Genomic DNA, 14555 nt, shown 5'->3' with positions numbered 1-14555 from the left:
GCCCGGGGAACCCGGGCGCGGTGTCATGGGTTGGGAAGTGTGGAGGCGCAGCAGGCGACAGGGAGGGCGCTCATGGCCCGGGTGGTGGAACGGGAACCGCGTGGCCGGGCCCGCGGCCGGGCGGCGCTGGCCGCGCTGGCCGTCGTCGCCCTGGCGCTGACCGGCTGCGACGCGGCGGGCGGGAACCCGGGCGCGTCCGGCACCCGGCGGGCGGCCCCGTCCCCGGCGCCCGCCCCGGCGTGGAACACCGGCCCCCGGTCGCTGGCGGCCGTGGGCGACTCCATCACGCGCGGCTTCGACGCCTGCACGGTGCTGTCGGACTGCCCCGAGGTGTCCTGGGCGACGGGCTCCAGCGAGGAGGTCGACAGCCTGGCGGTGCGGCTGCTGGGCGCGAAGGCGGCCGAGCGGAGCTGGAACCACGCGGTCACCGGCGCCCGGATGGCGGATGTCCCGGCGCAGATGGAGCGGGCCGCGGCGCACCGCCCGGAGCTGGTGACGGTGATGGCCGGGGCGAACGACGCCTGCCGGTCCTCGGTCGGGGCGATGACACCGGTGGCGGACTTCCGGGCGCAGTTCGAGGAGGCGCTGCGGACGCTGCGGGCGCGGCTCCCGAAGGCGCAGGTGTTCGTGGTCAGCGTGCCCGACCTCAAGCGGCTGTGGTCCGAGGGGCGCACCAACCCGCTCGGCAAACAGGTGTGGAAGCTGGGCCTGTGCCCGTCGATGCTGGGCGACGCGGACGCGCTGGACGCGGCGGCCACCCAGCGGCGGAACACGGTGCGGGACCGGGTGGCGGACTACAACAGGGTGCTGGAGGAGGTCTGCGCCAAGGACGACAAGTGCCGCACCGACGGGGGCGCGGTGCACGGCTTCCGGTTCGGCACGGGGCAGCTCAGCCGCTGGGACTGGTTCCACCCGAGCGTGGACGGTCAGGCCCGGCTGGCCGAGATCGCCTACCGGGCGGTGACGGCGAAGGGGCCCTGACGGGCCGGGAGCGCCGGTGTCCGCGGCGGGCGGGCGGTCAGTACGCGGGGCCGGCGGGGCCCGTGCCCGGGACGGTGCCGGGACCCGGGGCGGCGGCCGGACCCGTACCGCCCGGGGCGGCGGCGGCGCCGGCGTCCACGGACCCGTCCGCCCCGGGTCCGCCGTTCCCGTCGGCCCCGTCGGCCGGGGCCGGGCCGCGGCCGGGTTCGCGGGTCTCCTCGCCCAGCAGGTCGCGGGCGAGCAGCGTGGCCCCGGCGACCGCGCCCGGCATCAGGAACACCGCGACGAACGGCACCAGGAAGGCCAGTCCCAGAGGGGTGCCGAAGCCCCAGACCAGGGTCCGCCGGGAGCGGAGCAGGGCCAGCCGCTCGCGCAGTTCGACGCCCCGGCGCTGGAGGGCGACGGCGGCCAGTTCCTCGGTGAGGAAGAAGCCGGTGACCAGGAAGCCGAGCACCGGGACGACGGTCTGCCCGACGACCGGGACGAACCCGGCGGCGAACAGCAGCACGCCCCACACGGCCGCGCGGACCAGGATGCGCAGGCTGTCGCGGCCCGAGATCCACAGCTCGCGCCAGAGCGGCAGCTCCGACTCCGGGGCGGTGCCGTCCGGCGACACGTCGCGGTCGACGCGCTCGGAGAGGCTCTCGTAGAAGGGCTGGCCGACGAGCAGGGTGACGGCGGTGAAGGTGAGCACCGCCAGCAGCAGGGCGAGGGCGAACAGGACGGCGGTGAGGAAGCCGCGGAACAGCCCGCCCCAGGGGCTCGCCCAGTCGTCCGCGAAGGGCGTCGCCCAGGTGGTGAGGTCCTGTCCCCACAGCACCAGGGCGATCAGCGCCGCCGCGTACAGCACCAGCGTGATCAGGCCCGGGAGCAGCCCGAAGCCGTAGCTTCCGCCGTGCCGCGCCATCCACCGCTGGCCCTTGAGAAGATGGCCGAATCCCGCCCCGAGGTCACGCATGCGCGCACTCTACCGGGCGGCGCGGACCCCGCCGGAGGGCACGGTCCGCGCGGGTGACGGGGGATCAGAGGGCGACGATCATCTTGCCGGTGTTGTCGCCGCGCAGGAGGCCGAGGAACGCCTCCAGGGTGTTCCCGATGCCCTCGACGACCGTCTCGCGGTACTTCAGCTCGCCGGAGCGCACCCAGCGGCCGACCTCGGCGACGAACTCCGGCCGGAGGTCCTCGTGGTCGCCCACCAGGAACCCCTGGATGCGGCCCCGGGTCTGGATCAGGCGGACGAGGTTGCGCGGGCCGGGGGCGGGCTCGGTGTCGTTGTAGACGGAGATCATGCCGCAGACGGCGATGCGCCCGTCGCGGTTGAGGGAGCCGATGGCGGCCTCCAGGTGCTCGCCGCCGACGTTGTCGAAGTAGACGTCGACGCCGTCGGGGGCGGCCTCGCGCAGCTGCTCGGCCACCGGCGCCCTCTTGTAGTTGAACGCGGCGTTGAAGCCGTACTCGTCGAGGAGCAGCCGGACCTTCTCGTCGGTACCGGCCGAGCCGATCACCCGGGAGGCACCCTTGAGCCGCGCCAGCTGGCCCACCTGGCTGCCGACGGCACCGGCCGCGCCGGAGACGAAGACCGCGTCGCCCTCCCGGAAGGAGGCGGTCCGCAGCAGTCCGGCGTAGGCGGTCAGGCCGGGCATCCCGAGGACCCCGAGGTAGGCCGGGAGCGGCGCCGCCCCCGGGTCGACCCGGACGGCGCCCCGCGCGTCCAGGGCCGCGTACTCCCGCCAGCCGAGGAAGTGCAGGACGTGGTCGCCGACGGCCAGGCCCTCGGCGTTGGAGGCGACGACCTCCCCGACGGCGCCGCCCTGCATGACCTCGCCCAGGGTGAAGGGGGCGGCGTAGGAGCGGGCCGCGCTCATCCGGCCGCGCATGTACGGGTCGACGGAGAGGAAGTGGTTGCGCACGAGCACCTGGCCCTCGCCCGGCACCGGCATCTCCGCCTCGACCAGGGCGAAGTCCCCGGGCTCGGGGCGGCCGACGGGCCGGCTGAGGAGGTGCCACTCGCGGTTGACGGCGGGGAGGGCGGGGGAGTCGGTCATGGGGCGCCTTTCGAGGGTCTTTCAGCTACTGAAACAACCATGCGTCTGAACATTTCAGGTTGTCAAACACCTGGGTACCCTGGTTCCCATGCCCGTACCGCACCGCACCGTCCGCCCGCCCGATCCGCTGACCCTGGAGGTCGTCGAGCTGATCGGCGAGGTGGTGGCACGCTTCCACGCCGACTACGAGGAGGCGGCGGCCGAGCGGTCGCTGACCGGTGCCCAGGCGCGGCTGCTGGGCCTGCTCGCGCTGGAGCCGCTGCCGATGCGCAGGCTGGCGCGGAAGCTGCGGTGCGAGCCGTCCAACGTGACCGGGATCGTGGACCGGCTGGAGGCGCGCGGCCTGGTGGAGCGCCGCCCGGACCCGGACGACCGCCGGGTGAAGGTGGCGGCGGCGACGGAGGAGGGCCGGCACGTGGCCCGGGAGCTGCGGGAGTCGCTGCGGTTCGCGCGGGAGCCGCTGGCCGGGCTGTCGGAGGAGGAACGGATCGCCCTGCGGGACACGCTGCGGAGGATGCTCGGCACGTTCTGATCCCGTGGGGTGCCCGGGGGTGCCGGGGTGCCCGGGGGTGCCGGGGTGCCCGGGGCCTGCCCGGGGTGCCCGGAGGTGCCGGGGTGCCCGGGGGCTTCGAGCGGCTGCCGCGCGCGGGGGCGGGGCGGCACGGTGGGCCGGGGCACGGTGGGCCGGGGCACGGTGGGCCGGGGCACGGTGGGCCGGGGCACGGTGGGGGCCGGAACCTGAGCCGGCTCGGCGGAGTCCCGGGGCCGGTGGCCTGCTTGGCGGAGCACGACTCGAAGGACGGGCCCGGGGGCCAGTGCCTGCCCGGGGGCCAGTGCCTGCCCGGGGGCGGGACCTGCCCGGGGCCGGACCTGGAAGGGGGCCGGGACCTGCCCCGGGGGCGGGACATGGAAGAGGGCCGGGGCCTGCCCAGGGGCCGGGGCCTGGAAGGGCGCGGCGGGGTGAGGCCGGAGACGACTCGGCGCGACGGTGCGAGCGGCAGGGGGCCGTGCGGTCGGACACGACGTGGCACGACGTGCGCCGCGGCGAGGTCGGGCAGCAGCCGGGCCACCGGCGCGGTGGCTGCGCGCCCGCCGTCTCCCGGTCCCCTGCCACCCCTGGCCCAGCAGCGACGCCCGGGGCGGCCTCCCACTGCGGCCCGGTCCCAGGGGTGCGTCCGGCCCCCTCTCCCCCGGCGGTCGGATTCCGCCCCGAAAATCACCCGAACGGCTGATGGCCGACCGGGGGCGGCTCGCCGGGGCGGCGGGTGGGGACGGCCGGAGCGACGGGCCCCGGTGACGACGGGAGCGGACGAAGCGAACAGCCGGACGGCAGGGGGCCACGTCGCCGGGGCGGCCGAGAGCGGGAGAGAGCGGACGGCGGGGCCGCGCCGCGGCCGGGGCGGCGGACCCGATGACCGGGGCGGCGGGAACCGGGGCCGGACCGATGTGCGGACGGCCCGGGTTCACCGACATGTACGGCCGGGGACGGTGAGGCCCGGTCGCCGGGCCGGGTAGGCGAGCGGGGCGGGGCCGCGCGATCCGGGGCGGGGCCGCGCGATCCGGGGCGGGGGACCGCCCGGTTGCCGGGGCGGGTCGGCGAGCCGCCCGCACGGCGGGAGGCGGACGCGGGGCGCCACCCTCCGGGCAGCGGGTACGCCGGGCCCGGCGGCGTGGCCCCGGAGAAGCCGGGCTCCGGAGGAGCACCCGCGCGGGTGGGTGCGGACGGGAGGTCCCGCGCTGGAAGAATGGGGCGGCACGGCGGTCCGTCCCGCGCCGCGGACCGGCACGGCACGGCGGTCCGCCCGGCCCGGGGCAGCACGGTCGGCGAGCCGTCCGGACACTCTTGGGCACACCGGCCGCACCGCCCCCCGTGCGCCCACCGGCGCGGACAGGCACGACGAGCACAGGCACGACACCGGCACGGCACGGCACGGCACGGCACGGCACGGCAGCAAACAGGCACGGCACACGCACAGGCACAACGGGAGGGCTCCCTTGGAGCTCAGCAGACGCGTTTTCAGCACCCTCGCGGGCACCACCGCCCTCGGACTCGCCCTCGGCGGCAGCGCGGGCGGCGCGGACCGGCCCGCCGCCACCGCCCCGGGCCCGGTGCCCACCGGGCCGCCCCCAGCCCCGCCCGCCGCGGACGGGGCGCGCCACCGGGTCGGCTTCGACCGCCACTCCCTGCTGGTGGACGGCAGACGGCTGACGCTGTGGTCGGGCGAGACGCACCCCTTCCGGCTGCCCAGCCCCTCGCTGTGGCGGGACGTGCTGCAGAAGATGCGGGCGCACGGCCACAACGCCGTCACCGTCCCGCTGGCCTGGAACCTGCACTCCCCCGCGCCGGGCGTCCACGACTTCACCGGCGTGCGCGATCTGGACCTGTTCCTGCGCACCGCCGCCGAGACCGGGCTGTACGTCGTGCTGCGCCCCGGCCCGTTCCCCGTCGCCGACGGCGGCGGCACGGGTCTGGACGCGGGCGGGCTGCCCGGCTGGCTGGGGGCCGCGGAGGGCGACGCCGCCCGCGCCGACGCCGCGTATCTGCGGCACGCGGACGCCTGGCTGTCCCGGGTCGACGCCATCGCCGCCCGGCACCTGTTCACCCGGGGCGACGGCACCCTGCTCCTCTACCGGCTGGACCCCGTCCACCGCGGGCACCTGGACCATCTGCACCGGAAGGTCCGCGCCGACGGCATCGACGTACCGCTGCCGCACGGCGGCCGGCCGCTGCCGGACGGCGAGGTGGAGCGGGCGCCGGACGCGGCCGGGGCGCGGCGGGCCCACCTGGACCTGCTCGGGCGGGGCGCCGCCGTGCACACCGTGCGCACCGCCTTCGGCGGCACCTCCTGGGGCTGGCTGCCCGCGCCGTCCGCGCCGACGCCGACGTACGACCCGACGGCGGGCATCGCGGAGAGCCGGGTGCCGACCGCGCGGCTGGTCCCGCTCCACCAGATCGGGCACCTGCTGCGGCACGTCCCCGACCTCACCCGGCTCCGGGAGGGTGCCGGGGTACGGGCCGCCGATCCGCGCCTGCGGGTGCGGCACCTGGTCAACCCGGACACCGGCGCGCACGCCTATGTGCTGCGCAACGACTCGGCCGGGGAGGTCACCTCGGCGGTGCCGATGGGCGGCGACCGGGTCGAGGTCACGGTCCCCGCGCACGACGCCCGGCTCCTCGCCACCGGGCTGGACCTGGGGTCGGGGCGGCGGCTGGCGTACGCCACGGTGCAGCCCATGCTCGTCCTGGGCGTGGGGCGGCTGGACATCGCCGTGTTCACCGGGCGGGCCGGGGAGATGGCCCGGCTGGTGGTGGACTGCCCGAGCGAGCCGTGGCCGACCCGGGTCGACGACGAGGCCGCCTGGGCCTACGACCGCGGGCGGCTGCACGTGACCGTGCCGCTCGGCGAGGACCGGCTGACCCGGGTGCGGGTGCGCGGCGGCGACTCGGAGCGGACGCTGGTCCTGCTCTTCGCGGACGAGGCGGCCTCGCTGCGGCTCTGGCCGTTCGAGACGCCGACGGGCAAGGGCCTGGTGCACGGCCCGGCGCTGCTGCGCGAGGCCGTCCTGGACGGCCCGGTGGTCCGGCTGACCGGCGACACCGTCGGGGAGGCGGACCTGGAGGTGTGGGCGCCGCGCGGCGTCACCGGCGTCACCTGGAACGGCGCCGACGTCGCCACGTCCGTCAGCCGCGCGCACAGCCTGCTGGCCACCTGGCGGCTGCCGGGGGCGCCCGAGCTGGTGCTGCCCGCGCTCGACGGATGGCGGCGGCGCACGGAGAACCCGGAGGCGGAGCCCGGATACGACGACTCCGGCTGGACCGCCGCCGACCGCCGGACCTCGTACAGCACGACGCCCGTGCCGCGCGGGGGACCCGTGCTGTTCGCGGACGACTACGGCTTCTTCTACGGCGACGTCTGGTACCGGGCGCGGCTGGAGGGCGGGGCCGCCGGGCTGGGGGCGGTCTCCCTCACCTACGCCACCGGGGCCCAGGGGATGCTCATGGCCTGGCTCGACGGCAGGCCGCTGGGCACCCACCGGACCGGCCGGGAGCCCGACGGGCGGGGCACCTGGACCGGCACCGCCCGCTTCCCGCTGCCCGGCGCGCTCCGCGACGAACTGCGCGCGCGGCAGCGGCGGTTCGAGCGGGACCGGGAGCGCGGCCGGGGCGGCCGGGCCCCCGAGCCGGTCCTGTCGGTGCTGGTCCGCCGCACCCAGCACGACCCGGCGGACCACCGGGCGGGGCGCGGACTGGTGTCGGCCGCCTTCGAGGGCGCGTCGCCGCGGGCGCGCTGGCGGCTGCGGGGCACGGCGGCGCCCGACCCGGTGCGCGGTCCGCTCAACCACGGGGGCCTGTACGGGGAGTCGCGGGGCTGGCACCTGCCGGGCCTCGACGACGGCGGCTGGGAGCCCGCCGCCCTGCCGCGCGCGGACCGGCGCCAGGGGGTGACCTGGTACCGGACCTCCTTCCGGCTGGACGTGCCGCCGGAGGTGGACGCCTCCGTGGGCCTGGTCCTCGACGACGACCCGGCCCGCCGCTACCGCGCCCAGATCTTCCTGAACGGCTGGAACCTGGGCCAGTACGTCAACGACGCGCCGCCGGAGCACGCGCAGCACACGTTCGTCCTGCCGGGCGGCGTGCTGCGGACCCGCGCCGCCGCCAACACGCTGGCCCTCGCGGTGCTGGCCGACGGGGACACCGCCTCGGGGCCGGGGACGGCACGGCTGGAACTGCTGGGGTGCGCGGCGGGCGGCATCCCGGTGACTCCCGTGCCGTCGCCGGGGGCGCGCGAGTCCTGAACGGGCGGCCGCGAGCGGCCCGCCGGGGTCCGGTGCCTCCGCCGGGCCGCCCCGGCCGAACCTCCGCGCTCCGGACCTCCGCGGCCGGGCGCGGCCCCCGGCACCCGGTGCCGCGATCGGGCCGGGCGGCACCGGGCCCCGCGGCACGGCGCGCCGCCCGGGCGGCGCCGGGCACCGGGCACGCCGTACGGCCCCGGCGATCGCGGGGAGCGGCACCACCCCGGCACCGGGTGCCAGGCCGGGGCCCGGAGAGGTCCCCACCGCATCCCGGGCCACGATCCCGAAGGGGCCGGGCGGGGTCCGGACAGGAACCGGGACGGGTCAGGGGCGGTCGCGAGGGCGGTGGATTCGGCCAGACCGGTTGGTACGGTCCGGGACCCCTCCGGCGGCTCCGCCCCGGCGCCCCGCGGCCCCACCGGGCCGGGCGCGGACGCCGGGGCGGGCCGTACCGCCGGACGGGACCGGCGGTAACACCCCGACGGTCACCGGAGGTGGGGGCGTTTTCGGGGTACGCGCGCCGGGGGCGGCAATGAGTCACCGCGCCGGTTCCGGCCTGCCGCGCTCCGGCGCCGCCGCGTAACCTCGGCGGCGCCGCGGCGGTGCGGTGGGAAAGGGGTGCGATGGCCAGCGCGGGCGCCCGCGGGCGGGAGGCGGCGGCGCGGTGACGCAGTCGCTCAGCACCTTCTACACGTCCTTCTGGTGGATACCGGCCACGGTCCTGGCCGCCGCCCTGGCGATCAAACTGCCGGCCATCATCCGCTTCCGGGGCGATCCGCTGCTGCTGGCGGTCGGCGGGCTGCTGCTGCTCGCCTGCGCGGTGTTCGTGTTCGTCGCGCCGTCCACCATCGCCTGGGTCAACCGCGTCACGGGGGTGCCGAACATCTCGGCGCCCTGGGTGTACTCGCTGCTGACCGCCTTCTGCGGCTCCTGTCTGCTGCTCATCATCGCCTGGCGCAACGGGCTGTCCGACCGCTCCGCCGCGACCCGGCGGGCGATGCGCTGGGTGGTCTCCGGCTACGGCGGGGTCATCGTGGCGCTCTGGGTGCTGTTCGTCCTCGCGGACGCGCCCGTGGAACGGCGGCTGGACCTGGACACCTACTACGCCAACACGCCGTTCATGCGCGAGGAGATCCTGCTCTACCTGCTGGCCCACACCACAGCCGTGCTGATCACCTCGAAGCTGATCTGGAACTGGGTGCGCGCCGACGGCCTGGACGCCTGGCTGCGCTGGGGGCTGACCTTCCTGGGCGCCGGGTACGCGATGAACCTCGTCTTCGACGCCGCCAAGCTGACCGCCGTCGTGGCCCGCTGGACCGGCCACGACCTGGACCGGCTCAACCTCGAGGTGGCGCCGCCGGTGGCCTGTCTGTCCGCCGTGCTGATCGCGGTCGGCTTCATCCTGCCGCACGCCGGCCAGTATCTGAGCGGACGTCGGCGGGTGCGGCGGGCCCACCGCGAACTGCGGCCGCTGTACCTGCTGATGCGGTCCGTGGACGGCGGGCGGGTGCCGTACGCGCCGTGCGTCGACGCCGGGCTGCGGCTGACCCGCCGGGAGACGTACATCCGGGACGCGCTGCTGCCGCTCGCCCGCTGTCTCGACGAGGACCTGCGGCGCCGCTCGTACGACGCGGCGCGCGGCCTGGGCCTCGCTCCGGACCGGGCGCGGGCGCTGGCCGCGGCGGTGGCGGTCACGGAGGCGGTCGGGGCCCGGCACTGCCCGCGCGGCGGGGCGGACGACGGCTGGGCGGCCGGGCACCCGGAGGACGTCCCCGACCCGACGGAGCTGCTCCGCGAGATCGGCGCCCTCTCCCTGGCCCTCGGCGACCCCGGGGCGCTGCGGATGGTGCGGGCGCTCGCGGTGGCCGCCCCGAGACGCGGGGTGCGGGTCGGGGAGGGCACCGGAGGTGGCTGACCGGGGGCCGCTCTTGGCATATTGCAGGGAACCGCGCGACGCGCCGGCCGGCCGGGCGGCGCCGGAACGGCGGGACCGACAGGAACGACAAGGCAGGGGTTGAGGAGAAAACGGTGGGTACGAGCAGGCAGATGCGCCGCCTCGCGGACACGCTCATCGACCCGATCCGGGTGCCCGTACCGGCCGATCCCGAGGTGCTGTTCGACGCCCTCGTCGCGTCCGTCGCCGCCTGGCGGGGCCGGGAGGTCGTGGTCGTCCGCGAGACGTTCCCCCCGCACACCGCCAGCGGCCTCTGGGTCGAGGGCGAGGAGCAGGACGTGATCGTCGTCGACCGCCGCGCGGCGGTGTGGCACCAGATCGTCATCCTCTGCCACGAGGTGTGGCACATCCACCGCCGTGAGGCCGAACGCGCCGCAGCCGGGGCGGCGGCCCGCCCCCGGCTCGGGTGGCTGCGCGGCGGCCGGACGGGTGGGCCCTCGGCGGCATCCGGACGGGCCGGAGAGGCTCGGCCCGTCCGGGGCGCGGCCGTTCCGGGCCGGGCGGTGGCGGCGCGCAGCGACTTCAGCCTGGCGGAGGAGCAGGAGGCCGACCGGTTCGGCATGCTGATGGGCCGTCGGCTGCGGTCCCGGCTGGAGTCCTCCGAGGACCCGGTGTACGCGCCCGACGGCGCGGCCGGGGACCTCGCGGGACGGATCGGCGCCGCCCTCCACTACCGGGGGCCGCGCGGATGAACGGTCTCGTCAACTACGTGAGCTGCGCCGTGCTGTGGCTCGGCCTGGCGGTCAAGGCGCCGGACCTGATACGCCACCGGCGCGACCCGTACCTCGGCTCCATCTGCGCGGTGCTGGGTCTCGCCGGACTCTGCTTCTTCCTCGGCGCCCCGCCCACCGTCGGCGCCGTCAACCGCCTCGGCGGGGTGCCCAACCTGGCGGCGCCGCTGACGTACGCGTCGATCACGGCGTACGGCGCCGCCGCGCAGGTGCTCATCGTCCACTGGCGGGGCGGGCCCCGGGTGCGGGAGGTCGCCCGGCGGTGGGTGTGCGCCTACACGCTCGTGGTGCTCGGCATAGCCGTGCTGTTCGCGCTGGGCGAGGCGCCCGTGGAGCGCCGCACCGACCTGGACACCTACTACGCGACGACGCCGTTCATCGGGCAGATGATCGTGCTGTACCTGGCCGGGCACCTCACCGCCGTCACGGTCACCGCGGTGTCGGCGCTGCGCTGGGCCCGGGAGGTGGGCGGCGCTCTGCGGGTGGGGCTGCTGGCGCTGGGCGCGGGCGCGCTGTGCAACGCCGGTTACAGCGTCACCAAGCTCGCCGCCGTGGGGGCCCGCCACGCCGGGCGGGACTGGTCGGTGCTGGCCTCCGGGGTCTCCCGGGCGGCGGCGGCGGTGAGCGCCCTGCTGACCGTGGCGGGGGTGCTGATCCCGCTGATCGTGCCGCGGCTCGCCGCCTGCCGCCGGGCCTTGCGGACGTACGCCCGGCTGGCTCCGCTGGAGCGGCTGCTGGACGGGGTGCTGACCCGTCGCCGGCTGCGGCTGCCCCGGCCCCGGCTGGCCTCGCCGTCGACCCGGCTGATGTGGCGCCAGACCAGCATCCACAACGCGCTGAGCCATCTCGTCCCGTACGTCGACGGCGCTCTGTACGAGCGGGTCCTGGCGGCCGAACTGCGCGCGGACGGGGACGCGGCGCGGGCCGAGGCCGCCGCCTGGGCGGCGGTCGTGGCGGCGGCGGTCCGGGCCGCGGAGGGCGGGGAGGCTGCCCGGCCGGAGCCCGGGGCGCCGTCGGCCGGGACCCCGCTGCCCCTCTCCGGACTGCCGTCGGGCTGCCCCGCCGCCGTCGCGGCCGTCGCCGTCTCCGCCGTTCCGGCCGCGGTCCCCGCCGCCGTCGGCACCGGGGAGGCCGGGCGTGCGCCGGAGCGGCTGCCGGGCGCCACCGCGCTGGTGCGCATCGCGGACGCGCTGGCCGCCGTGCCCCCGCCCCGCCGCACGCCCAGCGGACGGAGGTCCCCGGTGTGAGCCTCGTGGTCTATCTGGCCGCCGTGGTCTTCGGCCTGTCCTGCCTGGTGCTGTTCCGCCGCCCCCGATCCCGTCTGACGCTCTCCACCTGCGTGGCGATACTCCTGGGCTCGCTGGTCTTCGTCTGCTCCGCCCCGCTGACCCTGGCCACCGTCAACCGCCTCACCGGCGTACCGAACTTCGGCGCCCCGCTGACGTACTGCATGATGTCCGCCTACAGTTGCTCGCTGCTGGTGCTGCTGATCAACTGGCGGGGCGGCTCCAGGGCCCGCGTCCGGCGCCGGGTGCTGCGCAGCGTGGCCGCGTACACGCTGCTGGGCGTCGTCCTCGTCGTGCTGTTCGCGCTGGCCGACACCCGCACCGAGCGGCTCACCGACCTCGACACGTACTACGCGGACACCCCGTACATGCGGGTCATGATCGTGCTCTACCTGGCCGGGCACAGCGCCGCGACCCTCGCGATGTGCGCGGTGTGCGTCAAGTGGGGCCGCGAGGTCACCGGACTGCTGCGGACCGGGCTGCGGCTGATCCTGGCCGGGAACCTGCTCGACGTGGTGGGCTTCCAGCTCACCAAGTACACCGCCCTGGGCGCCCGTTGGACCGGGCACGACCTGGACTTCCTGTCCACCTCGGTGGCCCCGCCGATGGCCTCGCTCGCCGCGCTGACCTGTGCCTCCGGATTCGTGCTGCCGCGGCTGCTGCCCGCCGCCGGGGCCCAGTGGCGGGGGCTGGACCTGCACCGCCGGCTCGGCCCGCTGTGGCGGCTGGTGCGCTTCGCCTCGACTGCGCCCGAACAGCCCTACTCCTGGTGGCGGTTGCCCCGGGAGCGGCTGCGGTGGCGGGAGATGTCCATCCACGACGCCCTGCTGGCGCTGGCCCCGTACTTCGACGACGGGGTCCGCGAGCGGGCCCACGGGGCCGTGCTGAGCGCGGGCGGCACCGACCGGCTGGCCCGCCCGGCCGGGGAGGCCGCCATGCTGGCCGACGCCGCCCGCCGGGCCGCCGCCGGGGAGGAGCCGCCCGCCGTGCCGAGCACGCACCGGCTGCGCGCCACCGAGGTCTCCGGCACCGGTGAACTCGTCGAGCTGGCACGGGCCCTGGACGGCGTGACCGCGGCGGGCGCGGACCGGGACGGTACCGTGAGGGCCGCCCACGGCTGACGGGGGCCGTACCCGGCCCGCGCCGCGGGCTGCCGGGCGGCGGCGCGGGCCCGACCGAAGGAGACGCATGTCCCGTAGAGCAGTCGTCATCGGCGCCGGTGTGGCCGGCATGCTGGCCGCGGCGGCCCTGTCGGCCGCCGTGGACGAGGTGACCGTGCTGGAGCGCGACGAGCTGCCCGACGGTCCGGCGCACCGCAGGGGCCTGCCGCAGGGCCGTCACGCGCATCTGCTGATGGCCGGGGGGCTGGCCGCGATGGACGGCCTGGTGCCGGGCCTGTCCGTGCGCGAGCACCTGCTGGCGGCCGGGGCGCGGGAGGTTGCGCTGGGCTCGGGGATGGTCGCGCTCACCCCCGAGGGCTGGTTCCGGCGCTGGCGGCACGAGGGGCCGCGGATGCTCACCTGCAGCCGCGCGCTGCTGGACTGGGCGGTGCGCGAGGCGGTCCTCGGCCGGACCGGGGTGCGGCTGGTGCGGGCGGACGTCCTGGGGCCGACCGGGACCCCGGGCCGGGTGGACGGGGTCCGGGCCGCGACGGCGGACGGCGAGGAGGTGTTCGGCGCGGATCTGGTGGTGGACGCCGGAGGACGCGGCTCGCGCCTGCTGACCTGGCTGGACGGGATGGGGGTGACCGGGGTGCGGACCCGCACGGTGGACGCGGGCCTGGTCAACGCCACCCGCGTCTACCGGACGCCGGAGGGCGCCGGGGACTTCCCGATGACGGTCCTGCACGCCGACCCCTACGCGGGGCGGCCGGGCCGCAGCGGGATGGTGCTGCCGATCGAGGGCGACCGCTGGATGGTGAGCCTCGGCGGCACCCGCGGGGGTGAGCCGCCCGCCGATTCCGAAACGTTCCTGCGCTATGCGAGGGAGCTGCCGCACCCGATCGTGGGCCGTCTGATCTCCGGCGCCGAACCGCTGACCGACGTACGGGTGGGACGCGGCACCAGCAATGTGCGGCGCCATCTGGAGCGGGCCCGGAACTGGCCGGAGGGGTTCGTCGTCCTCGGGGACGCGCTGGCGACCTTCAACCCCGTCTACGGGCAGGGCATGTCGGTGGCCGCGCTGGAGGCGCGGCTTCTCGGCGAGGAGGTGCGGCGCGCGGGGGCGGGCGCGCCGGGGCTCGCGCGGCGCGCGCAGCGGCGGATGGCCGGGCCGGTGGACGCGGCGTGGGCGATGGCCGTCAGCCAGGACGTCCTGTACCCGGACACCCGGGGCGGGACTGCGGGCGCCGCCGACCGCCTGGTCGCCTCGTACGCGCGCCGGCTGACCCGCGCGGCGACCGGCTCCTACCCGGCGGCGGCGGCCCTGTGGGACCTCACCAGCCTCCTCGCCCCGCCCACCCGCCTGCTGCGTCCCACCGCGCTGCTCGCCGCCCTCACGGGCCCCGCCCTCCCCCCGCTCTCCGGCCCCCCGCTGACCCCGGCGGAACACGCGACGCTGCGGAGGCTGACGGCGGGGGGCGGGTGAGGCGGGGGCTGCCCGGCGGGGGTGCGGGGGCTGCCCGGCGGGGGTGCGGGGGCTGCCCGGCGGGGGTGCGGGGGCTGCCCGGCGGGGGTGCGGAGTACCGCACGGCGGGGGTGCGAGTGCCATACGGCGGCGGTGCCGCACGGCGGGGGTGCGGGGCGGCGGTGCCGCACGGCGGGGG

Annotated in this window: 10 protein-coding genes; 8 read left to right on the top strand and 2 right to left on the bottom strand. The window is 77.4% G+C overall.

Annotation, left to right across the window (positions count from 1 at the left end; all coding sequences use genetic code 11):
• Positions 1–72 precede the first annotated feature (72 nt).
• A complete protein-coding gene (locus GTY84_RS05530; RefSeq protein ID WP_161224966.1) occupies positions 73–981 on the top strand; it encodes an SGNH/GDSL hydrolase family protein in 909 nt (302 codons plus the stop codon).
• A gap of 37 nt (positions 982–1018) precedes the next feature.
• Here the strand turns inward: GTY84_RS05530 and GTY84_RS05525 are convergent, their stop codons facing one another.
• Both GTY84_RS05525 and GTY84_RS05520 read right to left on the bottom strand, forming a co-directional pair.
• Positions 1019–1939 (bottom strand): EI24 domain-containing protein, encoded by a 921-nt coding sequence (locus GTY84_RS05525; protein WP_161224965.1) that lies wholly within the window; start codon positions 1937–1939, stop codon positions 1019–1021.
• A gap of 64 nt (positions 1940–2003) precedes the next feature.
• On the bottom strand, positions 2004–3026 hold the full coding sequence (locus GTY84_RS05520; RefSeq protein WP_161224964.1) for an NADP-dependent oxidoreductase: 1023 nt from the start codon (positions 3024–3026) through the stop codon (positions 2004–2006).
• An 88-nt stretch (positions 3027–3114) separates the two neighbouring features.
• On the opposite strand from GTY84_RS05520, the gene GTY84_RS05515 reads away from it, so the two are divergent.
• The 7 genes from GTY84_RS05515 to GTY84_RS05485 all read left to right on the top strand — a co-directional run bounded on the left by GTY84_RS05515 (position 3115) and on the right by GTY84_RS05485 (position 14377).
• Positions 3115–3558 carry a MarR family transcriptional regulator gene (locus GTY84_RS05515; RefSeq protein WP_161224963.1) on the top strand — a complete coding sequence of 148 codons (444 nt, stop codon included), beginning with the start codon at positions 3115–3117 and terminating at the stop codon, positions 3556–3558.
• 1463 nt (positions 3559–5021) lie between these two features.
• Complete coding sequence (locus GTY84_RS05510; protein WP_161224962.1) at positions 5022–7823, top strand: beta-galactosidase; 2802 nt, start codon at positions 5022–5024, stop codon at positions 7821–7823.
• Between the two features lie 661 nt (positions 7824–8484).
• The gene (locus GTY84_RS05505) at positions 8485–9735 is read left to right on the top strand and encodes an MAB_1171c family putative transporter (protein WP_161224961.1); all 1251 of its coding nucleotides are present in this window, start codon (positions 8485–8487) and stop codon (positions 9733–9735) included.
• A gap of 113 nt (positions 9736–9848) precedes the next feature.
• On the top strand, positions 9849–10466 hold the full coding sequence (locus GTY84_RS05500; RefSeq protein WP_161224960.1) for a toxin: 618 nt from the start codon (positions 9849–9851) through the stop codon (positions 10464–10466).
• On the top strand, positions 10463–11752 hold the full coding sequence (locus GTY84_RS05495) for an MAB_1171c family putative transporter (RefSeq protein WP_161224959.1): 1290 nt from the start codon (positions 10463–10465) through the stop codon (positions 11750–11752). The genes GTY84_RS05500 and GTY84_RS05495 overlap by 4 nt, the downstream gene beginning before the upstream one ends.
• A complete protein-coding gene (locus GTY84_RS05490) occupies positions 11749–12912 on the top strand; it encodes an MAB_1171c family putative transporter (RefSeq protein WP_161224958.1) in 1164 nt (387 codons plus the stop codon). The genes GTY84_RS05495 and GTY84_RS05490 overlap by 4 nt, the downstream gene beginning before the upstream one ends.
• 67 nt (positions 12913–12979) lie before the next feature.
• Entirely contained in the window at positions 12980–14377 is a 1398-nt protein-coding gene (locus GTY84_RS05485) for a pyridine nucleotide-disulfide oxidoreductase (RefSeq protein WP_202549969.1), read from the top strand.
• The last annotated feature ends 178 nt before the right edge of the window (positions 14378–14555 follow it).

It is taken from the genome of Streptomyces sp. SID8352 (genome assembly GCF_009862265.1).
Taxonomy (GTDB): Bacteria; Actinomycetota; Actinomycetes; order Streptomycetales; family Streptomycetaceae; genus Streptomyces.
The sequence above is the reverse complement of the archived record's forward strand: the minus strand, read 5'-3'. Positions and strand labels throughout refer to the sequence as shown.

Coding starts and splice junctions, on each gene's coding strand:
- GTY84_RS05530 (WP_161224966.1), top strand. CDS start 73: ATGGCCCGGGTGGTGGAACGGGAACCGCGTGGCCGGGCCCGCGGCCGG.
- GTY84_RS05525 (WP_161224965.1), bottom strand. CDS start 1,939: ATGCGTGACCTCGGGGCGGGATTCGGCCATCTTCTCAAGGGCCAGCGG.
- GTY84_RS05520 (WP_161224964.1), bottom strand. CDS start 3,026: ATGACCGACTCCCCCGCCCTCCCCGCCGTCAACCGCGAGTGGCACCTC.
- GTY84_RS05515 (WP_161224963.1), top strand. CDS start 3,115: ATGCCCGTACCGCACCGCACCGTCCGCCCGCCCGATCCGCTGACCCTG.
- GTY84_RS05495 (WP_161224959.1), top strand. CDS start 10,463: ATGAACGGTCTCGTCAACTACGTGAGCTGCGCCGTGCTGTGGCTCGGC.
- GTY84_RS05485 (WP_202549969.1), top strand. CDS start 12,980: ATGTCCCGTAGAGCAGTCGTCATCGGCGCCGGTGTGGCCGGCATGCTG.